At 35.1% G+C, this 20699-nt stretch carries 22 protein-coding genes; 3 read left to right on the top strand and 19 right to left on the bottom strand.

Annotation, left to right across the window (positions count from 1 at the left end):
* Positions 1–8: 8 nt before the first annotated feature.
* The 10 genes from ACZ42G_RS02770 to ACZ42G_RS02725 all read right to left on the bottom strand — a co-directional run bounded on the left by ACZ42G_RS02770 (position 9) and on the right by ACZ42G_RS02725 (position 8717).
* Positions 9–1094 carry a glycosyltransferase family 2 protein gene (locus ACZ42G_RS02770; protein WP_464851276.1) on the bottom strand — a complete coding sequence of 362 codons (1086 nt, stop codon included), beginning with the start codon at positions 1092–1094 and terminating at the stop codon, positions 9–11.
* Positions 1095–1136: 42 nt separating this feature from the next.
* Positions 1137–2051: a cation diffusion facilitator family transporter gene (locus tag ACZ42G_RS02765; protein ID WP_085112346.1), complete on the bottom strand. Its 915-nt coding sequence runs from the start codon at positions 2049–2051 to the stop codon at positions 1137–1139.
* 148 nt (positions 2052–2199) lie between these two features.
* A complete protein-coding gene (locus ACZ42G_RS02760; protein ID WP_274894113.1) occupies positions 2200–2556 on the bottom strand; it encodes a heterodisulfide reductase subunit A-like protein in 357 nt (118 codons plus the stop codon).
* A gap of 64 nt (positions 2557–2620) precedes the next feature.
* Positions 2621–2827, bottom strand: a complete 207-nt coding sequence (locus ACZ42G_RS02755; RefSeq protein ID WP_014758088.1) for a 4Fe-4S dicluster domain-containing protein — start codon at positions 2825–2827, stop codon at positions 2621–2623.
* Positions 2828–2976: 149 nt separating this feature from the next.
* Positions 2977–3261, bottom strand: a complete 285-nt coding sequence (locus tag ACZ42G_RS02750) for an ArsR/SmtB family transcription factor (RefSeq protein WP_464851273.1) — start codon at positions 3259–3261, stop codon at positions 2977–2979.
* Positions 3262–3345: 84 nt separating this feature from the next.
* Positions 3346–4380 (bottom strand): lysylphosphatidylglycerol synthase transmembrane domain-containing protein, encoded by a 1035-nt coding sequence (locus ACZ42G_RS02745; RefSeq protein ID WP_464851272.1) that lies wholly within the window; start codon positions 4378–4380, stop codon positions 3346–3348.
* Positions 4381–4395: 15 nt separating this feature from the next.
* The gene (gene pdaA / locus ACZ42G_RS02740) at positions 4396–5361 is read right to left on the bottom strand and encodes a delta-lactam-biosynthetic de-N-acetylase (protein WP_464851271.1); all 966 of its coding nucleotides are present in this window, start codon (positions 5359–5361) and stop codon (positions 4396–4398) included.
* 66 nt (positions 5362–5427) lie between these two features.
* The gene (gene cas4 / locus ACZ42G_RS02735) at positions 5428–6000 is read right to left on the bottom strand and encodes a CRISPR-associated protein Cas4 (RefSeq protein WP_464851269.1); all 573 of its coding nucleotides are present in this window, start codon (positions 5998–6000) and stop codon (positions 5428–5430) included.
* Positions 5997–6266: a hypothetical protein gene (locus tag ACZ42G_RS02730; RefSeq protein WP_085112352.1), complete on the bottom strand. Its 270-nt coding sequence runs from the start codon at positions 6264–6266 to the stop codon at positions 5997–5999. The genes cas4 and ACZ42G_RS02730 overlap by 4 nt, the downstream gene beginning before the upstream one ends.
* A 105-nt stretch (positions 6267–6371) precedes the next feature.
* The gene (locus tag ACZ42G_RS02725; protein ID WP_085112353.1) at positions 6372–8717 is read right to left on the bottom strand and encodes a sugar phosphate nucleotidyltransferase; all 2346 of its coding nucleotides are present in this window, start codon (positions 8715–8717) and stop codon (positions 6372–6374) included.
* A gap of 129 nt (positions 8718–8846) precedes the next feature.
* Between ACZ42G_RS02725 and ACZ42G_RS02720 the strand changes: the two genes are divergently transcribed.
* Together ACZ42G_RS02720 and ACZ42G_RS02715 are read left to right on the top strand one after the other, a co-directional pair.
* Positions 8847–9779, top strand: a complete 933-nt coding sequence (locus tag ACZ42G_RS02720) for a Na/Pi cotransporter family protein (RefSeq protein WP_464851267.1) — start codon at positions 8847–8849, stop codon at positions 9777–9779.
* Positions 9780–9840: 61 nt separating this feature from the next.
* Positions 9841–10935, top strand: coding sequence for a GerAB/ArcD/ProY family transporter (locus ACZ42G_RS02715; RefSeq protein ID WP_085112355.1), 1095 nt, complete (start codon positions 9841–9843; stop codon positions 10933–10935).
* Between the two features lie 14 nt (positions 10936–10949).
* Here the strand turns inward: ACZ42G_RS02715 and ACZ42G_RS02710 are convergent, their stop codons facing one another.
* A complete protein-coding gene (locus tag ACZ42G_RS02710) occupies positions 10950–12182 on the bottom strand; it encodes a serine hydroxymethyltransferase (RefSeq protein ID WP_464851266.1) in 1233 nt (410 codons plus the stop codon).
* A 273-nt stretch (positions 12183–12455) separates the two neighbouring features.
* Entirely contained in the window at positions 12456–13391 is a 936-nt protein-coding gene (locus ACZ42G_RS02705) for a dipeptidase (RefSeq protein WP_464851265.1), read from the bottom strand.
* 148 nt (positions 13392–13539) lie between these two features.
* Between ACZ42G_RS02705 and ACZ42G_RS02700 the strand changes: the two genes are divergently transcribed.
* Positions 13540–14964: a PIG-L deacetylase family protein gene (locus ACZ42G_RS02700; protein WP_464851263.1), complete on the top strand. Its 1425-nt coding sequence runs from the start codon at positions 13540–13542 to the stop codon at positions 14962–14964.
* 20 nt (positions 14965–14984) lie between these two features.
* Here the strand turns inward: ACZ42G_RS02700 and hisIE are convergent, their stop codons facing one another.
* The 7 genes from hisIE to hisD are packed head-to-tail and all read right to left on the bottom strand — an operon-like array spanning position 14985 to position 20697.
* Positions 14985–15665, bottom strand: a complete 681-nt coding sequence (gene hisIE / locus ACZ42G_RS02695; RefSeq protein ID WP_464851261.1) for a bifunctional phosphoribosyl-AMP cyclohydrolase/phosphoribosyl-ATP diphosphatase HisIE — start codon at positions 15663–15665, stop codon at positions 14985–14987.
* Positions 15665–16429: an imidazole glycerol phosphate synthase subunit HisF gene (gene hisF / locus ACZ42G_RS02690; RefSeq protein ID WP_464851260.1), complete on the bottom strand. Its 765-nt coding sequence runs from the start codon at positions 16427–16429 to the stop codon at positions 15665–15667. The genes hisIE and hisF overlap by 1 nt, the downstream gene beginning before the upstream one ends.
* Positions 16429–17136, bottom strand: a complete 708-nt coding sequence (gene hisA / locus ACZ42G_RS02685) for a 1-(5-phosphoribosyl)-5-[(5-phosphoribosylamino)methylideneamino]imidazole-4-carboxamide isomerase (RefSeq protein ID WP_464851258.1) — start codon at positions 17134–17136, stop codon at positions 16429–16431. The genes hisF and hisA overlap by 1 nt, the downstream gene beginning before the upstream one ends.
* A 22-nt stretch (positions 17137–17158) precedes the next feature.
* Positions 17159–17761 carry an imidazole glycerol phosphate synthase subunit HisH gene (hisH, locus tag ACZ42G_RS02680; RefSeq protein ID WP_464851256.1) on the bottom strand — a complete coding sequence of 201 codons (603 nt, stop codon included), beginning with the start codon at positions 17759–17761 and terminating at the stop codon, positions 17159–17161.
* Positions 17762–17777: 16 nt separating this feature from the next.
* Positions 17778–18362, bottom strand: coding sequence for an imidazoleglycerol-phosphate dehydratase HisB (hisB, locus tag ACZ42G_RS02675; RefSeq protein WP_464851254.1), 585 nt, complete (start codon positions 18360–18362; stop codon positions 17778–17780).
* Entirely contained in the window at positions 18359–19414 is a 1056-nt protein-coding gene (gene hisC, locus ACZ42G_RS02670; protein WP_464851253.1) for a histidinol-phosphate transaminase, read from the bottom strand. Before hisC ends, hisB begins: the two co-directional genes overlap by 4 nt.
* Entirely contained in the window at positions 19414–20697 is a 1284-nt protein-coding gene (gene hisD, locus ACZ42G_RS02665; RefSeq protein ID WP_464852088.1) for a histidinol dehydrogenase, read from the bottom strand. Before hisD ends, hisC begins: the two co-directional genes overlap by 1 nt.
* Positions 20698–20699 lie beyond the last annotated feature (2 nt).

The raw sequence follows: 20699 nt of genomic DNA, 5'->3' as shown, positions 1-20699 counted from the left end.
ATCCCCCCTTAAACCTTAATTCTTCTCCCCTTCCATGTGACATATCCTAAAAAGAAAACTTGGTACAATGAGTAAAACATGATGTATATAAAAAATAGCGATGATAATATATGAAATAAAGGAACTATGATGCCATAACGCCCTGTCCAGTTGTCTATATAAATTATCTGCAATGTGTACATAATGTAAAGCACCAAAAACAAACCAAACAAATCACTTTTATAAAATGCAAGAAATGGAGTAATAAACTCTACCGCCAATAAGCCTATAAGCCATAGCGCAATAAAAATTGTCGTCATAACTTCTAATTTGGATGTGCTTAATACCGCCCCTTTCCCAAATCCTTCTATTTCACTTCTTACACCGTATGGGTACATCCTAAATGATACAAGATTGTATCCTATAAAATTCTGAACATTTATACCGCTTGATGTAAATTTTTCTCCTAAATTCAAGTCATCCAAAAGTTCTCCTTTTATGCTGTAGTGGCCGTTTACCTTTTCATAATCTGTGCGAGACACAATAATGCAAGATCCATACATTCCTTTTCGCGGATTATATTTTTCAAACGGTGATGTAAAGGCAAAAATCCCCAAAATATATGGTATCAATGAAAGCTTTTCATAAAATTTTTCAGGGCGATGATATGGAACGACAGATATTGCTCCATTTGCCTTATCTTTTGCCTTCACCAATGATTCTAAAGCATGAGGTAATAGCCTAACATCCGCATCGATAAATGCAAGTACATCACCTGTAGAATTTTTGTATCCATTCCACAAAGCCCACGTCTTCCCAGTCCAGCCATCAGGCATTTCAGTATTTTTCATCACTTTTACACCATAACTTTCAGCGATTTCAAAAGTCCTATCTGAGGAAAAGTCATCAACTACAATTATTTCATAAGGCTTATACGTCTGATTTTTTAAAGAATCGAGTATATAAGGAAGATTTTTTTCTTCATTTCTTGCAGGGATTATGACAGAAATTTTATACTGCTTTTCAAGAGGCTGATTGTCATACGGCACCTTCAAATTTCTAAATAAAACAAAACCAGAAATAATGCCTAAAAACAAAAAAGCACTGACTATCATTTCGCATCACATTCCTCTCCCACTTTGAATTGCAGAAATGGATTAATTAATAGTATCATCAACCTTTTTTATCAATCCCACATCTTCACAACATTCGTACTCCATCTGCAATGTAACATGGTGTATGTCAAACAATTCATCTAAAACAATTTCAATCTGTTCCATCACCTCTTTTGATTGACTTACTTTAACATCATCTTTTAAATTTACATGGCATTCAAAATGTACATCGTCGTCATTTGTCTGCCAAACATGAACATGGTGAATATTTTTTACATTTGGTAATTTCTCAATTTCTCTTTTTACGATTTCTAAATTTATGTTTTCAGGTGTGCCTTGCATAAGTATGCTTACGGATTCGTTGATTATTTCAAAGCTTTCTTTAATTATATATATGCCAATTAAAACCGTCAATAGCGGATCTATCCAATAAATTTTAAAAAAATATATACATATTCCTCCAATGACCACTCCTACAGAAGACAATGCATCTGACAGAAGATGTACATAGGCAGAACGAATGTTGAGATTTTCTTCTGCATTTTCTTTAAGCAGAAATACTGATAGTGCATTTGCCAAAAGACCTATTAGTGCGACTACAATCATTATAGCTCCATTGATAGGCTCTGGATTGAAAAACTTTATATAAGCCTCCTTAAACAAGAATACAGATATTACAACTAAAACAACTGAATTGAAAAGAGCTGCAAGAATCTCCGCTCTCTTATATCCAAACGTCATTCTTTCATTATTTTCCCTTTGTGATATTAACATAGCAAAATAACTAATTATAATAGATATAGCATCGCTAAAATTGTGCAGCGCATCTGATATGAGGGATAGACTTCCTGAAAATAACCCTCCAATAATTTCTGCTGCTGTTATTGAAAAATTCAAAAACATCGTTGTTATTAAGCTTTTCTTAGTTTTAACTTCATGTTCATGATGATGAGCCATTTTAACAACCTCCCAATTTTTTAAACTATATTAAAATCTTTGTTTTATATTATAGCATACTACTTTCACTTTACATTATCTTAAAAAATAAAATGCTGCATCTAAAAATCCTGCAGCACTTTTTTACATATAACTTATTTTTTACAACTCATTTTTCTTTAACAGCCTTTTTAATCTCATTGATTACTTGCTCTGTGTTCATATTTCTTATTTCTATGCCAATATGCTTTTCTCTGTCGAATCCTACGGCATCAAAAGCATCTCTGTACATTTTTCTCTGCATCACTGGATCGCATGCAGCAACGTATAACTCATCTATATCTGCACCTTTCAAAAGTTCACGCAAATACCTATCCCCATCTTCTGCACAAAGCTGTGGATGCAATCCTACCCACTCAAATATATTTTCTCTTCTTAATGTGTTTAAAACTTCAAATGTGTCCATATCCTGAAATGAAGGACATGTGCCTTGGCATACGCATAAAAGCAATCCTTTTTTACTCATTTTATCATTCCCTCCAATTAAATTTATAATTTTTTAAATCCTTATGCGAGATTATGAATTAAGCTTACTTATTATCGCCAAAATAAGATATAGCATCGTTATCGCATATCTTCTGGCAACCTCTGCAAAACTCTACACAATTATCAGGATTTATGACAAGCGGAAAACCATCATCACCTATTGTGTAAACATCGTGTTTGCAAAAATTAACACACTGGTAGCATTGTATGCATTTATCATGGTCAATGATTGGATACCAATTTTTAGCCATGCTTTTCACCTCCTCTCATATCACTATTTTCATCTGTTTATTCGGTTTTTCAGATTAAACCGATAAAAAAATAACTAATTTGACTCCAAACGTATAAATAAATTTTATTTCTTTATTCGGTTATTCGAATATATCGGATAAATATTTGCCTACTCCTTAATTATTTTCTTAACTTCATCTATGATTTTAACGATGTCCTTGTTTTTAAGAGTATAGTAAATCTTCGTCCCTTCCCTTGAATCTTTTACTATCCCATTTGCTCTTAACACCATAAGATGTCTTGAAATATGGGATTGGTCAAGATTCAAAACAGCCATCATTTCACAAACGCACATCTCATTTCTGCTTAGAAGTTCAATAATTTTGATTCTTGTCGGATGTGACAATGCTTTAAAGTACTCAGCCGTCTTGTCGTACAAATCAATTGTTACCATGTTATCACCCTTCCCAACTAATTATATTCGTTTTTTCGAATAAAGTCAATAAAAGATTTTTTAAGGCGCAATGATTTAAAACAATCATTCAGCGCCTAACGGCTTGTCTGTGTCTTTTCTCATCATTAAGAAAAATCCTATTCCTGATGCAATCAAGTATACATAGTATGTGAAAAACCTCCATATGCCTATGAATACTCCTAACAAATGATGTGGCACGATATTTGAAAATATGCTGGCAAAGCCAACTTCAACAAATCCTGCCCCACTTGGTATCACATTATAAGCAAGAATATCGTAAAATATAATTTGCCTTGATATGACAGCTAAAATGTTAAACTTTATGTTCATGGCCACCATCAAAATTGGTGCAATGCTGTAAAACAAAGTCCAGAAAAGCATAGCGTACAAAAGCTGTGATATTAAAAGCTTTCCTCCCGAACTTACCATGAAAAGTTCATTAAACCTGTGATTGTATTCAATAATTTCAGTTTTTGTATTTTCAAAAAACTTTTTATACCTTTCACCTGAAAAAAACCTTATGCCAGCAATCAAATTCACTACAGAGATCAAAAAAGCTGGCCTCAATATTATATAGACAAGAGCTATCAATAAAAGCAAAAGTATAAATGAAACCAATATAGCAAATATAGACAAAGCATGTGTAAGCTCCAACTGCTTTCTAAAGAAAATCAGCAGAATAGGAGGTATGGTGCCGAAAAAAATACCTGAAAACAAAATCTTGGCTGTAAAAATCATAAGACTTTTATTTGGTGGTATCTTTTTTTTGTTTAAAAGGTAAATAGTTATTGGAAGTGCACCTGAACCAAATGGAGTTATATAACTGAAGAAAAAAGTAGCCAAATTGAACTTAAATAGATATCCAACGCTTAGATCTTCTCCTAACGCCAAAAGTAAGTCCCTTATCCTATAAGTATCAACCATCAAGCTTAAAAAAATAAAAAGCAGCATGATGCCAATGTATATAGGATTTATATTCATAACATCTTTTAAGCCCTGATACCCCGAAAATTTCATTATGATGGCTATAGCGCCAAAGCTTAAAATGAACGCAACAGCCATCATGTAAAAATTCTTCCTCTCTAATATATGATTCAAAATTATCCCCTCGCTTTATTCGCTTATATCATCTAAAGTCTTAAATACATATCCCTGCGCTTTTATATCTTTTAATATCCTATCAAGAGCCATCGTATCATCTTTTGAGACAGCATGAAGCAGTATTACTGCTCCTGGATGAATTCTGGCCATAACGGTATTGTAGCTTTCATCAGGACCTCCTGGCAGTGGCTGCCAATCAGCAAGAGCAAGACTCCAAAACACCGTCTTATACCCTAAAGACTTTGCTATATACAATGTCCTTTCGCTGTACTCACCCATAGGTGGCCTCAAATAATGCATATCTTTTCCCGTAAGCTCTTTAAACATTTCAGCAAGACCAGTTATCTCGGTTTTAACTTTTTCATCTGAAAGCTTAGGAAGACTAGGGTGATTTACCGTATGATTGCCTACTATATGTCCCTCAGCCACCATTCTCTTTACAAGATCACCATGCTCTTTAATATACGGACCCGTTACAAAAAAAGCCGCTTTTACATTATTTGCCTTTAATATATCAAGAATTTTTGGTGTATATCCGTTTTCATATCCTTCATCGAATGTCAAGTACACGTATTTTTTTGTTGTGTCGCCTGTAAATATTCCATCGTATTTTTTTATAAGACTCATAGCTTTCGATGTAATCTCAGGCGTCTTGTGATCAGGTAACACCCTCATACCCCATCCGTACAATGTATTATCAAGGCCTTGTGTATTTATCAAAGAATTACTGTACACATCGTTATTCACGGTGTTGTTTTCCGCAGTCTTAGCATTACTAACATCGTTAGAAGTATTTTTAACTGAATTTTCTTTCCCATTATTGCTTGCCACACTGCTATTTGTCTTCACATTCACACTTGGCTTTTGAACAGACTTCTTTTCCACGTTTGTTGGATTCTTGGTTTTTAAAAAGCTGCAAGATACTGTCGATAAAGCCACTACTATGACAAAAAATAAAACACCTAACTTTTTTAACATTTTATCATCCTCATTTCAAAAATATCTTCTTATGTATTTTTTGCATTCAGATGTTTTGTATTCTTATCAGATTTTTACTTTGCTTCCTTTATATATCTCGCACACAGTGTCTCTACATGGGCAAAATCTGCACTTTAGAAAATCCCCTTCCACATCAGGGAAAAACTTTTCTTCTTCTAAGAGTCTCATCTCTTTTATAATTTTAATAAGTTCTCTTCTAAGACTTTTCGTATTATATACTTCAAACATCGTATTTTGATAGACGATTCTACCCCGTCTTACTTTTTTATCAAATTCTTCTTCTATTATCAAAAAATAAGCAGTCAATTGCATGACATCTTTCAAAAATGGGGAATGTCCTTCGGCTTTTGAACTTTTTAGCTCCAACGGTATCAATTCATTCCCAACATCGTAAATATAATCTGGCTTTCCACTTATGCCATATTTTGGAGATTTTAAAAGCTTGCTGTACATAACGCCGTCCTTTTTTACCTCTTCCTGCTTATCTATGTATATAAGCTTTCCTCTTTTGAAACCGATTGTCCTTTTCATCTCCTTATAAGGAGGTCTTTTTTCTGCAATCTCCTTCAAGATGACGTAAAGTATTAAAAGTGTAAAGACAAAATTTAACACTATCATTTCAAAAACCCTATTACAATAGCTACCAAAGCCAAGAGAATCAATATGGCAATGGCTATTTTCTTGTATTTTAACCTTACAATATCTCTATAGTATTTCTCATGATACTCAATGCCTTTTTTAAAGTTGCTATCTTCATACCTTATGCCGTTTTTTTCTCTCAATTCATTTATATATTTATGTCCGTACTTTTTCTCATAGTACCACTGATATGGGCAATACAAGTATTGATTTATCTCAGAAGCAGATATGTATTTGTTTGACATATTATCACCATTCTAAGCAAAAATAAAAACATTGCAGATCATTCCACAATATTAACTATATCAATTTTTAGGTTCATCTGCAATGTTTTAGACATTAATTTTTTATTAACTGTCTTTAGACTTTATTATTTCATTCACACATTCCACATACTTGTTTAAAAGTGACTCTGCTTTTTCCTTTGTGGGAGCCTCTGAATATATTCTGCATGCAGGCAGCTCTGAATCTGGAACTAACAAAACCCAAGCATCGCCATAATTAAATCTTATCCCATCTAAAAACATCGATTTTTCATCCTTTTTTTCGTAAAACTTTCTTATTATCAAGCCCTTGTCCTTCCAATCGCAGTTTATCACTTTATTTAGTTTCACCCTCTGTGGTATAGACTTCTTTAAATCAGACAATTTAAGCTTGTTTTTGCTTAAATATTCAACTAATCTCAATGTAAAATTTATGCCGTCAAAACTAAGGTTAAACTGAGAATTCTCATCACTATTATTGCTTTCAATCTCAAACATTCTTTTCATCTTTTCGCTCTGAGAGATTTTACTAAACTTCGTCTCGATGCCAAGCTCTTTTGACATTTCACTTAAAAACTGAGAGCTATTGAATGGTATTATAAACTTACTTTTCCCATTTTCCTTACCGACAAGTATCCTCAAATAATCCAATTCATCTTCATCAAGCAAATATCCTTCATCATCATAAATTTCAACATTTTCCCCATCATCTGAAATCTTAATGCCTATATCATAATTTGCCACAGCTTTTTCATAACTGCGATTTTGATTCAACACACTTAATAAACTTTTTGTGGCCTGACCAATAAAATTTACATTTAAATTTTCAAATGAATCGCCATTTAAAGATAAACTTTCAGCGTACTCCTTGTTTACATCTACTATAACTTCGTCATTTATAACATGGGCTATACTATAATCGTTGATCTTGTATTTATTCAATACCTTTTTTTCTACATTTCTGTCAACATCACACCCATTCTCATCTATTAAAATAATATTTACCGCTTTTTCATCTAATTTTTTTACAAATACGCCTGCTTTATATCCATTTTTTTTGATAGAATACCTCATGGCAGGCAATATGGTAGAATGAGCATTGTACACCTTTCTTCCCGCTGATATTATCCCATCTTTTAAAAGATTTAAAGCCAATCTTGCATAAGAATCATCCACACATCCCACAAGTATATCTCCATCAAATACGCTGCCTATTACTTCACCTAATCTTACCAAATTGTCAGGCACAAGATTATCATACAAGTTCCCCTTTATCCCTCTATCTCCAAACAATGATGCTTCATCATTATTTCCCCACACAACATCTCTTTCCACTATATTCCCTGTTGATATAATTCTATTGGGCCATATTTTCGTGTTTGGTTTAATCTCACAAAATGATTGAAGCTTAGATTTTTCACCTATTATTGAATTATCAAAAGTCCTGACGTTATTTTCGGTAATTGCTCCACTGCAAAATACAGTTCCTCTGATTTCGTTGTTTCTGCCAATCTTTACATTGTCCCAAAGTACGCTGTTTTTTAATGTTGACATAGGTCCTACATAGCTTCCACTTCCAATTATTACATTTGGCCCAATTACTGCACCATCATCTATAATAACACTGTCGCCTATTATTAAAGGTGGAACAAGCTTGGCACTCTGAGATACAAACACATTTTTACCAAAAATCATCCCATCTTTGATTATCTTATCTTTAAATCCAAGATCGATATTCCCACTTAGGAGATCAAGGTGGCTTTTAAGGTATTGAACCCCATTCCCTATGTCGCACCAGTAATCGTTGCTGATGTATCCGTACACAGGAACATTTTTTTCAAGCAGCATTGGAAACAAATCCTTGCTAAAGTCAAATTGCTTGTTTTCAGGTATGAAATTTAGTATCTCAGGCTCTATGATGTAAATACCTGTATTTACAGTATCGCTAAACACCTCTCCCCATGATGGTTTTTCTAAAAACTTCACGATCTTTCCCTCATTATCTGTTATTACAACGCCATATTCCAATGGAATATCTACTTTTGTAAGCACCAATGTCACTTTCGAACCCTTGTTTTTGTGAAATTCATAAGCTTTTTTTAGATCTATATCTGTTATCACATCGCCGCTTATTACCACAAATGTATCATCAAGAAATTCAGCAGCATTTTTTACGCTGCCTGCTGTCCCAAGAGGTTTATCTTCTATATAGTACTTTATCAAGTCACCGTATTGTTCATACAAATAATCTTTTATCTTGTGAGGCAAATAAAAAAGGGTTACACCCACATCATTTATGCCATGCTTTTGAACATGGTTTATAATATGCCAAATAGCTGGCTTCCCAGCCATAGGTACCATAGGCTTAGGAATTCCACATGTCAATGGCCTTAACCTGCTACCCTCACCACCAGCCATTATTATCGCTTTCATATCATCACCTTCTATGATTATTACTACTAATTAGTATCCAGAAAAAAATTCATTTTATACAAAGTCATATTTAGTAGTAATATTTCAAAATCAAAGTAAATATGTATTAAAAAAACGCTGGAGGTCGAAATGGTAAATACGATCTTTCTTATAGCTTTAGGCATCGCAGTTTTTCTTCTCGGACTTTTATTCTTAACTTCATCGTTAAAAATCATTTCAAAGCACAGAGTTAAGACACTTATTGAAAAATACACAGGGAATATATATGTATCAATATTTATTGGATTCATTCTGGCTATAATGATGCAAAGCAGCAGCATGATTACAATAGTATCTGTCAGTATGGCTGATGCGGGACTTTTAAACTTGTACAGCGCAGCAGGCATAATAATGGGAGCAAATATCGGAACAACAATTGCCGTTCAACTTTACGCATTTGACCTTTATAGTGCTGTACCTTACTTGATATTTTTAGGCTCCATTTTCAGATTTCAAAAACAAAAGACCCTTAAGTTCATAGGCAATATACTTTTAGGCTTTGGAATCATCTTTGCAGGGCTAAAAATAATCGATATAGCCGTTTCACCACTTAGAAATTTTTCTGCCATAAAGAATTTTGTCGCCATGACAGAAAACCCATTTTATGGCATAATAACTGGAATTATCATGGCACTTATCATGCAGTCTAGCACATTTTGCATCGCAATGCTTCAAGTTCTTGCAAATGTTAAAATAATGCCTGTGTACAATGCCATCTACATCGTGTATGGACTTAATATAGGTACGTGTTCTGAAGCTTTATTGATGAGCATAGCCACAAACAAAGAAGGAAAGAAAATAGCCATTTTTAACGTGCTTTTTAATCTAATAGGAACAATCGTGTTTCTCCCTTTGACACACTATTACTATAAATTTTTGAAATTTATTACTCCAGGCAATGTATCTTTGCAAATTTCAAATAGTCATATGTTTTTTAACATTGTTTCAACATTGCTGGTAATACCTATAATAAAATACCTGTTTTATTTTATAGAAATTATGTTTGAAAATGGTACTAAGTGAGTAAAAATACAAAATTGTTCACAACATAATAGCAAGAATATCAGATTAGGATGTGAAACTAATGAATAAAATAACGTACAAGGAACTTTTTTCTGCAATGCTGGTATTTGAATTAGGAAGTGCTGTATTATTTGTATTAGGCGCATCTGCAAAGCAAGACGCATGGATATCCATATTGCTGGCAACTGTCGCTGCACTGCCACTGGTCTACTTATACGTAACCCTTTATAAAATGCACGATGGAAATCTTCCTCAAATTTTGGAAGCCGCATTTGGAAAGGCATTTGGCAAAGTTCTTTCTGCCATTTACGCCTTTTACTTCTTGTACATAGCTGCCCGCGTCACAAGAGATTTTGCCGAGCTTAATATAGGCACCATATACAAGCAAGCACCTGTATCGGCCTTTTCAATTGCAATTTTAGTTGTAGTCATCTACTACCTTATGTTCGACATAAGCGTTATGATAAAATCGTCACACGCCCTTTTGCCTACTTTTATCATCATGGCATTTTTTCAATTCATTGGCGTATTCAGCGTAAATTGTGTAACTATAAAAAAAATATTCCCCATTTTAGGAAATGGATTTATGCCTGTTGTAAAAGCTGCTTTCCCAAATATACTTACATTTCCATACGGGGAACTTATCACATTTATGATGGTGTTCCCAGAATTCAAGTTTAACACAAATAAATTGACTAAATACTGCTTTACATTGGTTATAGTAACAGGTCTTTGGCTTGCATTAAACACAGTGGAAATATTTTCAGTCCTTGGAGTTGCAGAAGCCACAAGGGCAAATTTCCCATTTTATGAGCTTGCACTTATAATGAAATTTGGAACTTTTAGAAATCTTGACCCATTTTATGCAATAGTAACTGTTATAGGAGGTGTCATAAAAATAACTGTCTTTACATATGCAGCCATAAAGACAATACAGACGATCTTCAACTTAAAAGAGTATAAATTTTTGCTAATACCTGTGGGCACTATCGTATACGCCTTATCTATATTAATAGCTGATTCATACCCACTTCACATTCTGATTGGCCTTAAATTGACGACGCTTTATATTCATGTGCCGCTGCAAATAATCATACCGCTTATAGCATTGATACTATCATTCATAAGAAATCCTAAAACACGTAAAAATAAATAAGCCTAACTGCAGGCTTATTCATAAAGTGGATATTTGTCAAGAAGTTCACTTACTCTCTTTTTAGCTACATCAACGTAATTTTCATCTTTTAAAACATTATAGATTATATCAGCAATCACATCCATGTCACTTTCATTCATGCCTCTCGTAGTAACCGCCGGTGTGCCAAGCCTTAGACCAGAAGTGACATTAGGACCTAATGGATCGTTTGGTATGGCATTTTTATTTGCCGTTATTCCTACATAGTCAAGCCTTTTTTCTAATTCCTTGCCTGTGACGCCAGTCCCTCTTAAGTCCAATAACATCAAATGATTGTCTGTACCACCTGAAACTAAGTTCACTTTTCTGTCCATAAGGCTATCTGCCAAGGCTTTTGCATTTCTCACGATCTTCTTTTGATATTCTTTAAATTCTGGCTTTAATGCTTCATTAAAGCATACCGCTTTTGCAGCGATTACGTGCATCAGTGGACCACCCTGTACTCCTGGAAAAACAGATTTATCGATGGCCTTTGCGTGAACCTCTTTAGATAAGATTATGCCGCCTCTTGGCCCTCTTAAAGTCTTATGTGTTGTAGATGTTACAACGTCTGAATACTCTACAGGATTAGGATGAAGTCCCGCCGCTACAAGTCCTGCAATGTGTGCCATGTCTACCATTAAATATGCTCCAACTGAATCTGCAATTTCTCTAAACCTCTTAAAATCTATTATCCTGGGATACGCGCTTGCACCAGCTACAATAAGCTTTGGCTTGTACTCTTTTGCTAACCTTTCTACCTCATCGTAGTCTATATAGCCTGTGTCTTCCCTTACTCCATAAGGTATGATGTTGTACAACTTGCCAGAAAAATTTACTTTGCTGCCATGTGTTAAATGTCCGCCATGTGCCAAATTCATGCCTAATACTGTATCACCTGGATTTATCAATGCAAAATAAGCTGCCATGTTGGCTTGAGCGCCAGAATGAGGCTGTACATTTGCATGCTCTGCTCCAAAAAGCTTTTTAAGCCTCTCTCTTGCCAGCTCCTCAACTACATCGACGTACTCGCAACCTCCGTAATACCGCTTTCCAGGATACCCCTCAGCATACTTGTTTGTAAGCGGTGAACCCATCGCTTCCATGACTGCAGGGCTTACAAAATTCTCCGATGCGATCAGTTCAATTTTATTTTTCTGCCTTTTGATCTCATTAGAAATTGCATCAGCCACTTCAGGATCTACTTCTCTTATAATATCGATATTCATTGTCTTACCTCCAATTTTTATTTTCACTATACAGCAATAAAGTGCTATATTTTTATTATAATTACTGAAGCTAAATTGTTCAACAAAAAAGTATAAAAGTTGACACTAAAATATAATCTTCTGAAAATTTATTTATCAAATAATTTTTTAATAACCTCTTGATTTTTATTTGAATTATATGTATAATGTATTCTTGGTCAAAACAATGACTCCCCCTTTAACATATGCAAGCCCCAATTAAATCATCGGGGCTATTTTTTATTGTAAAAATAATCAATGTAAGATTTCTTTTATTATTCTTTCGAAATTGCCGTGTGATATTAAATCTATTTCGTCATCGTTAAAGCCTCTTTTTTTGAGTCCTTCAAGTACCTTGGGAAAGCACGATACATCATGAAGCCCAACAGGTGTTTTTTCTATGCCATCAAAGTCTGAGCCAAATCCAACATACTCTGCACCTATTAATTCCGCAATATATTCCACATGATCAAGTACGTCTTCTATTGTAGCATTGCCATCTTCTCTTAAGAAATCAGGGCACAAATTAATTCCTATGACGCCATTTTTATCAGCAATAGCCTTTATCTGCTTATCACTTAGATTTCTCGGATGATTGCAAAGAGCTTTACAGTCAGAATGGGACGCTATAAATGGCTTATCACACAAATCTACAACATCCCAAAATCCTCTTTCATTTAGATGTGATACATCTACGATCATTCCTAACCTGTTCATTTCTTTTACGACCCTTTCGCCGAATTGCGTGATGCCGCAATCTTTGCATCCTAATACGCCATCACCTATGTCATTTCTTAGGCTCCAAGTAAGCGTCATAGCTCTCACACCCAGTCTATAAAACATCCTTAAAAGGGACAAATCTCCTTCTATTGCTTCACCGCCTTCTATTGACAATAATGCGCCTAATTTGTTTTTATTTTTTGCTTCGTCAATATCATCACCACTTAAAATTAATTTGATTCTGTCGCTTTTTTCTATGGCTTGATACAGTTTATCGATCATCTTTAACGTTTTTGCTGCAGCATCTTTTTTCATAAATTCTGGTTCAACAAAAGTGGCAAATACTTGAAGATGTACCAATCCTTCTTCTAATCTGACTAAGTCAACATGCCCATCAGTATTTTTTATCGTCATATCTCTTCCGTATTTTTCAGCCAAGTACAGCGTGTCACAATGAAAATCAACTATCATGCCAATGCCTCCTAAAAATTTTCTTTCAAATAATATTTTACGCTTATGGTTATACATTACAAAAAATTTTTCACATAAAATCTCAATTTTTTAACAAATTATTAATAAATATATGCTACAATTATGACATAATTGGAGGTGTGAAACGATGAAGGTGAAGAAATATTTAATAATTACTATAATTGTATTATTGCTATTGGTATCATATGTTATGAATTTAAAGACCACCTTCGCAAATCTTACGGAAAAAAAGCCGGAGCCGGAATTTAAAAATCCTGGGCAACGGATACTTGTTATTGTACCACACCCTGACGATGAATCTTTAGGGATGGCAGGAGTCATACAGCGAGCAATAAGCCAAAACATTCCGGTAAAAGTAGTCATAGTTACAAATGGAGATAGCTACAAAAAGGCTGCTGCCGTACTTACCGGTCATGTAAATCCTACGCCATCAGATTTTTATAAGCTTGGCCTTCAAAGACAGAGTGAAAGCATAGCTGCAATGGCAGAACTTGGTCTTCCAAAAAATGATGTAGTATTTTTGGGTTTTGCTGATGGTAGCACTCGTTTTTTATGGAGCGATTTTTGGGACAATAACATTCCCAGAATCAGTGGCGGAACAAAATCCGCAGTTTCCCCCTATAAAAATGTGTATAAACCTGGCATAGCATATACAGGAAACAATCTTGAAAATTGTATACAAGAAATCATAAAATCTTTCAATCCTACAGATATTTATTATCCAATGGCAGATGACGTACACCCTGATCATTGGGCTGTAAGCAATTTTGTAAGATATGCCATCGTAGCCATGAACTTAAATGTACGAGAGCATATGTTTTTGATTCATCATCCACAATGGCCTGTCCCATGGCTTTTAGAGCCAAACAGACCGCTTCTTCCACCTGTTGATATGGCTGACAGCAATACAAAATGGCAGGTGTTTAAATTGACGCCGAGCGAAATCCAGAAGAAGGAAGTTGCACTTAAGAAATACAAATCTCAAATCGCTGTGATGGAACCATTTTTAATGGGATTTGTAAGGCAAAACGAGCTTTTTGGCACGAAACCTGTAATAAATATAAAGGATGTCAGCACGCTGCCAAACTTAAATCAGCCGAAAATGCCGTACACATTGTTTAAAGTTCCTGCAGGAGGCGTATTAAATCAAGAGATATACAGAAGCGCAGACCTCACTGAGATGGCATCATTTTGCTACAAAGGAAATGAGCTTTACGTAGGAATGAAATCATTGGCACCTATATCAAAAAAAGTAGCTTATCATTTGGAAATGAGGCTATTTTACAACGGTGATATAAAAAGAATAGATATAGGATTGATAGGCGGAAAACTTTACGAGTACAGAAAGGCTAAAAACTCCATCTACAATGTCCCAATTTCAAATCCAGTCTTTAACAAAAATGTAGTCTGGATTAAGATTGACATTCCAAATACGCAAAATTTGAATTATATATTTATGGGAGCTGATTCAATATACAAAAACAAATTGATAGACAAGATTCCTTGGAACGTCTACAAAATCGAAAATAAAGATGCATCGCAAACTACTTAATGGAAGTTTGCGATGCATCTTTATTTTGTCTCTTTTCTCATTTTGTGTTGTTCTTGAAATTCATTTGTTTTGTAATACCTTCTTGAAAGTTCATCATACACATCTTTAAGACCTATTTCTTTTTCTACCATCAAAACCAACAAGTGATAAATATAATCAGCTATTTCATATATTATTTCTTCCTTGTCACCTTCTTTTGATGCGATCAATATCTCCGCATTTTCTTCCCCGATCTTTTTCAAAATCTTATTCAAGCCTTTGGAAAAAAGGTAATTTGTATAAGACCCATCTACAGGTTTTTCTTTTCTGCCTTCTATCCTTCTGTAGAGATTATCTAAAATTGATTCATTTTCATCCTCTGAAAGATCTAAAATGCTTCTGTAAAAGCAGCTTCTATTGCCTGTATGGCAAGCAGGTCCATCTGCTTCAACTTCTATGAGTATCGAATCGCCATCGCAATCATATCTGATGGATTTAATATGTTGAATATTGCCGGATGTCTCGCCTTTATGCCATAAACACTGCCTGCTTCTTGAAAAAAAATACGTTTCCTTAGTTTCTAAACTTTTCTCAAGGCTTTCTCTGTTCATGTAAGCCATCATAAGAACTTCTTTTGTCTTGTAGTCTTGGACAATTGCAGGTATCAACCCATTGTCATCAAATTTCAATTCATCAATGTACATAAGCACGATCCTTTCCATCAAATCATCCTGACTGGTATGTTGTTATCTTTAAGATAGCTTTTAAGGCTATTTATCTCAAGCTCTCCATAGTGAAATAGGGAAGCTGCCAATGCTGCATCGGCTTTTGCCTCTAAAAAAACCTCTTTAAAGTGTTCTTTGCAACCTGCACCGCCTGATGCTATAACAGGTATCCTTACATTTTCAGCAACCATTCGCGTTAATTCAATATCATAGCCGTTTTTCGTCCCATCTGCATCCATGCTTGTAAGCAAAATCTCACCAGCTCCCAAGCTTTCTACCTTTTTTGCCCATTCCAATACATCGTACCCTGTATTAACACGTCCTCCATTTATATACACGTCAAAACCTTTGCCATCGCTTTTTCTCTTGGCATCTATTGCAACAACGACGCATTGGCTGCCAAACTTCTTTGCAGCATCTCTTATAAGGTCTGGATTCTTAACCGCTTCAGAATTTATTGAAATTTTATCAGCACCTGCCTTCAGTATCCGCCTGAAATCATCTACAGTCCTTATTCCTCCACCTACAGTAAGGGGTATGAATACTTTCTCCGATGTTCTCTTAACTACATCTATCATTATATCGCGCTTTTCATAAGACGCCGTAATATCTAAAAAGACTATCTCATCAGCACCAGCCTTATTGTATTCCTCCGCTATGTCTACAGGATCTCCGGCATCTTTTAAATTCACAAAATTCACGCCTTTAACGACTCGCCCATCTTTTACATCAAGACAAGGTATAATCCTTTTTGAAATCATTATACGACCTCCAATGCGTCCTTTAAACTTATTCTGCCTGTATAAAGAGCTTTGCCTATTATAGCCCCAAATGCTCCAATGTCTTTTAGTCTCAGTATGTCATCCAAAGTGGCAATGCCTCCAGAAGCAATGACATTCAACTGTGTATTGACGATATTTCTTATTGCGCCAAAATTAGGCCCCTTCATCATTCCGTCTTTTTTAATGTCTGTGTATATGACCGTACTAAGACCCATATCCTTAATCTCTTTTGCAAGTTCATCATCTTTTATGTGGCTTTTTTCAAGCCATCCCTTCGTAGCAACATATCCGTCTTTTGCATCAATTCCTACTATGATTTTATCTTTATATTTTTCAGCAATCTCTAATAGCAAACGCCTATCGTGTACTGCTACACTGCCTAAAATAATGTAATCAACACCTACATTAAAAAGCTCTGAAACAGTTTCAATGTTTCTTATTCCGCCACCGACTTCTATCTCTTTATCGAATACTTTTCTTATTTTCTCTATAGACGGCAGATTTACAAGGCGTCCTTCCTTCGCCCCTTCTAAATCCACCACATGAATTCTCTTAGCACCATGATCCTTCCAAGCCTTTGCTGCATCATCAGGCTTTTCATAGTACACTGTGCTTTTCTCATAATCGCCCATTGTTAGCCTTACACATTTACCATCTATTATATCTATAGCAGGTATAATAAGCATCAAATCCCTCCAAAAACCAAAATCATATCATCTCTGCAAAATTCTTTAATATCTTAAGTCCAACATCACCGCTTTTTTCAGGATGAAATTGACAAGAAAACACATTGTCTTTGCATACAACGGCAGGTATTGAAATTCCATAATCAACTGTTGCGCATATATCATCTAAATCTCCATTTGAAAGGTAATACGAATGGACAAAATATACGCTGTCTCCATCCCTTACCCCATTTAAAAGCTGATTATCCTTTTTTATGATAAGAGAATTCCATCCTATATGTGGCACTTTTAAATCCGTCTTAATCTCAGATATTTCGCCTTTCAATATGTGCAATCCTTCAGTCTCCATGACTTCAAAGCTTCTATCAAACAAAAGCTGCATGCCAAGGCATATACCTAACAGCATCTTCCCCTTTTTTACTTCTTCTTTTATGGCATTTGAAATTCCTCTTTTATTCAATATCTCCGTAGCATCCGGAAAAGCTCCTACCCCAGGCAATACCAGTGCTGCAGCATCTTTGATGTCTTTTATATCATCAATGATTTTTGCATCATATCCCATATATTGGAATGCTTTTTCTACGCTTCTTAAATTCCCCATTCCATAATCTACAATGCCTATCATTTAAACACCGCCTTAATTATAATGAACCTTTCGTTGATGGTACTCCATCTACTCTATCATCTATTTTTGTTGCTTCATCTAATGCACGTCCTAACGATTTAAAAGCCCCTTCTATTATGTGATGCGCATTTCTTCCATGCAGCATTTCCACATGAAGCGTAATCAAAGAATTAAATGCAAATGCTCTGAAAAAATCTTCTACAGTCTCTGTTTCAAAGTTCCCAATGAAAGTAGAGTTAAGCTTCACTTTGTAATAAAGGTATGGCCTTCCACTTATGTCAACCACCGTTCTCAAAAGTGCCTCATCCATAGGAACGTATGAAACACCATAACGCTTAATCGACATCTTGTCGCCTAAAGCTTTTGAGAAAGCCTGTCCCAGCGTTATGCCTACATCTTCAACAGTATGATGGGTATCAACGTGCAAATCGCCTTTTGCAACCACTTGCAAGTCGAAAAGACCATGCTTCGAAAAAAGAGTTAGCATATGATCTAAAAAACCTATTCCAGTGTCAACAGATGCAATTCCTTTCCCATCAATATTTATTTTTACATATACATCTGTTTCATTTGTTTTTCTTCTAATTTCCGCTTCTCTCATACTAATATCTCCTTAAGGCATTTTAAAAAATAGCTATTTGCCTCTCTCGTCCCAATCGTCACGCGAAGTGCATTAGAGAGATTTTTGTCTCCCGAAAAATTTCTAACAAGTATGCCTTTTTCTAATAGTTTATTGTAAACATAGTAAGCATCCTCAAATTCTATAAGCAAAAAATTAGCCTTTGAATCGTACACTTTTAGACCGCCTATTTCTTTCAATCCGTCCTGTAAAAATTTCCTCTCATTTTTGATGTAATCAACCTTTTCGTCAACTCGTCCTTCTTCTAAAACACTTAATGCAATTGCTTGCGATATGCTGTTTACATTGTAGGGTGATTTGACCATATTAAGGCAATTAACCACATCAGAATTTGATGCTGCATATCCAACTCTCAACCCTGCAAGTCCATACGCTTTTGAAAGGGTTCGTAAGACAATAAGCCTTTCATATTTTCCGATCAAATCAACCACTGTCTCTCCATAAAATTCATAGTAAGCTTCATCAACAACTGTAATTCCATCATTGACTTCCAGTATTTTTACTATGTCGTCTTTATCCAATGTAGTGCCTGTGGGATTGTTGGGATTGCATAGAATGACCATCTTAGGCTTAAATCTATTTATTGTATTTATGATTTCATCCACATTGTAACTGTAATCATCCTTCAAAGCCACTTCTACATTTCTTGCACCAGCTATTTGAGAATACACTTTGTACATGCTAAAAGATGGTACGGGGTATACGACACAATCATTCTTTGAGACAAAAGCATTCATCAATATATGAATTATCTCATCAGAACCATTCCCTACAAAGATATTTTCTCTGGTTGTGCCACAGTATTCCGCTAATTTATCTCTCAATTTTAAGCTTACAGGGTCCGGATACCTATTGACATTCGCACTTTTTACTATTTCCTGAAGATTATTCATAGTAGCTTCAGGAAGGCCAAAAGGGGTCTCATTTGCGTCCATTTTATACATACATTCTATTGTGGGGACATCATAATTCTTAAAACCCTTTATCTCATCCCTAATCAAATCGTATATCATTATCTGTACCTCACTTTTATGGAATTAGCATGGGCAGTAAGCCCTTCTGATTCTGCAAGCCTTACTATGTCATCTGCTACTTTCATCAGCGATTTTCTGTCATAGTAGAGGATGCTCATCTTTTTAATGAAATCATCAACGGAAAGCGGCGAAAAAAACTTCGATGTTCCACTGGTAGGAAGCACATGGTTAGGACCTGCCATATAGTCTCCTAAAGGCTCTGGCGAATTTTCTCCTAAGAAAACCGCACCTGCATTTTTTACTTTTCCTATCATCTCAAATGAATTTTCTAAAACAAGTTCTAAGTGCTCAGGTGCTATTTCATTTGCTATGCTTAATGCCACATCTAAGTCATCAACGACGATTATGGCTCCATAATCATTTATTGATTTTTCTATTATTTCCTTTCTTTCAAGATACTGAATTTGTCTTTCTATCTCCATCTTTACACTCTCTGCAACCTCAATCGAAGTAGTGATTAAAACCGCAGATGCCATAACATCGTGCTCTGCTTGCGACAAAAGATCTGCCGCAAGATAGGAGGGATTGCCACTTTCATCCGCCAATATTAAGACTTCACTTGGTCCTGCCACCATGTCGATGTCTACAAATCCATAAACAGCTTTCTTAGCCATCGCGACAAATATATTTCCTGGTCCGACTATTTTATCCACCTTTGGCACAGATTCTGTTCCAAATGCCAATGCCGCAATTGCCTGAGCTCCACCGATTTTATATATTTTTTTAATTCCCACTTCATTAGCAGCAACCAACACGAATGGACTTATCCCCACCTTTATGGGCGTAACCATAATAATCTCCTCAACTCCAGCAACTTTTGCCGGAATGCTGTTCATGATGACAGAAGATGGATAAGAAGCAGTTCCACCAGGCACATAAATACCTACTCTTTCTAAAGGTCTGATTTTCTGACCGTATACTATACCATCTTTAAAATCCATCCACGTCTTTTGTTTTTGATTCTTGTGATAATCTTCAATATTTTTTATGGCTTTCCTCAAAGACGATAAAAAATCGCCATCTACTTTGCTGTAGGCATCATCTATTTCTTCTTGTGATACCATTACGGTGCTCTCGTCTATTTCAACGCCATCGTATTTCAATGTGTAGTCAAACAAAGCCTTATCTTTATTCATCTTTACATTTTGAATTATTTCATAAACTGTGTCCTCTATCTTTTTATCTTCTAATTTTGATCTATTAGTCAACTTTTCTATGACTTTGTAATCAATTGAGCTTCTAAAATCGTAAATTTCTATCACCA

This window comes from Thermoanaerobacterium calidifontis, assembly GCF_055381745.1.
The sequence above is the reverse complement of the archived record's forward strand: the minus strand, read 5'-3'. Positions and strand labels throughout refer to the sequence as shown.

Bases quoted from the DNA above. Each gene is read 5' to 3' on its own strand.
- ACZ42G_RS02770 (WP_464851276.1), bottom strand. From the start codon at position 1,094: ATGATAGTCAGTGCTTTTTTGTTTTTAGGCATTATTTCTGGTTTTGTT.
- ACZ42G_RS02765 (WP_085112346.1), bottom strand. From the start codon at position 2,051: ATGGCTCATCATCATGAACATGAAGTTAAAACTAAGAAAAGCTTAATA.
- ACZ42G_RS02760 (WP_274894113.1), bottom strand. From the start codon at position 2,556: ATGAGTAAAAAAGGATTGCTTTTATGCGTATGCCAAGGCACATGTCCT.
- ACZ42G_RS02755 (WP_014758088.1), bottom strand. From the start codon at position 2,827: ATGGCTAAAAATTGGTATCCAATCATTGACCATGATAAATGCATACAA.
- ACZ42G_RS02750 (WP_464851273.1), bottom strand. From the start codon at position 3,261: ATGGTAACAATTGATTTGTACGACAAGACGGCTGAGTACTTTAAAGCA.
- pdaA (WP_464851271.1), bottom strand. From the start codon at position 5,361: ATGTTAAAAAAGTTAGGTGTTTTATTTTTTGTCATAGTAGTGGCTTTA.
- cas4 (WP_464851269.1), bottom strand. From the start codon at position 6,000: ATGATAGTGTTAAATTTTGTCTTTACACTTTTAATACTTTACGTCATC.
- ACZ42G_RS02730 (WP_085112352.1), bottom strand. From the start codon at position 6,266: ATGTCAAACAAATACATATCTGCTTCTGAGATAAATCAATACTTGTAT.
- ACZ42G_RS02725 (WP_085112353.1), bottom strand. From the start codon at position 8,717: ATGAAAGCGATAATAATGGCTGGTGGTGAGGGTAGCAGGTTAAGGCCA.
- ACZ42G_RS02720 (WP_464851267.1), top strand. From the start codon at position 8,847: ATGGTAAATACGATCTTTCTTATAGCTTTAGGCATCGCAGTTTTTCTT.
- ACZ42G_RS02715 (WP_085112355.1), top strand. From the start codon at position 9,841: ATGAATAAAATAACGTACAAGGAACTTTTTTCTGCAATGCTGGTATTT.
- ACZ42G_RS02710 (WP_464851266.1), bottom strand. From the start codon at position 12,182: ATGAATATCGATATTATAAGAGAAGTAGATCCTGAAGTGGCTGATGCA.
- ACZ42G_RS02705 (WP_464851265.1), bottom strand. From the start codon at position 13,391: ATGATAGTTGATTTTCATTGTGACACGCTGTACTTGGCTGAAAAATAC.
- ACZ42G_RS02700 (WP_464851263.1), top strand. From the start codon at position 13,540: ATGAAGGTGAAGAAATATTTAATAATTACTATAATTGTATTATTGCTA.
- hisIE (WP_464851261.1), bottom strand. From the start codon at position 15,665: ATGGAAAGGATCGTGCTTATGTACATTGATGAATTGAAATTTGATGAC.
- hisF (WP_464851260.1), bottom strand. From the start codon at position 16,429: ATGATTTCAAAAAGGATTATACCTTGTCTTGATGTAAAAGATGGGCGA.
- hisA (WP_464851258.1), bottom strand. From the start codon at position 17,136: ATGCTTATTATACCTGCTATAGATATAATAGATGGTAAATGTGTAAGG.
- hisH (WP_464851256.1), bottom strand. From the start codon at position 17,761: ATGATAGGCATTGTAGATTATGGAATGGGGAATTTAAGAAGCGTAGAA.
- hisB (WP_464851254.1), bottom strand. From the start codon at position 18,362: ATGAGAGAAGCGGAAATTAGAAGAAAAACAAATGAAACAGATGTATAT.
- hisC (WP_464851253.1), bottom strand. From the start codon at position 19,414: ATGATATACGATTTGATTAGGGATGAGATAAAGGGTTTTAAGAATTAT.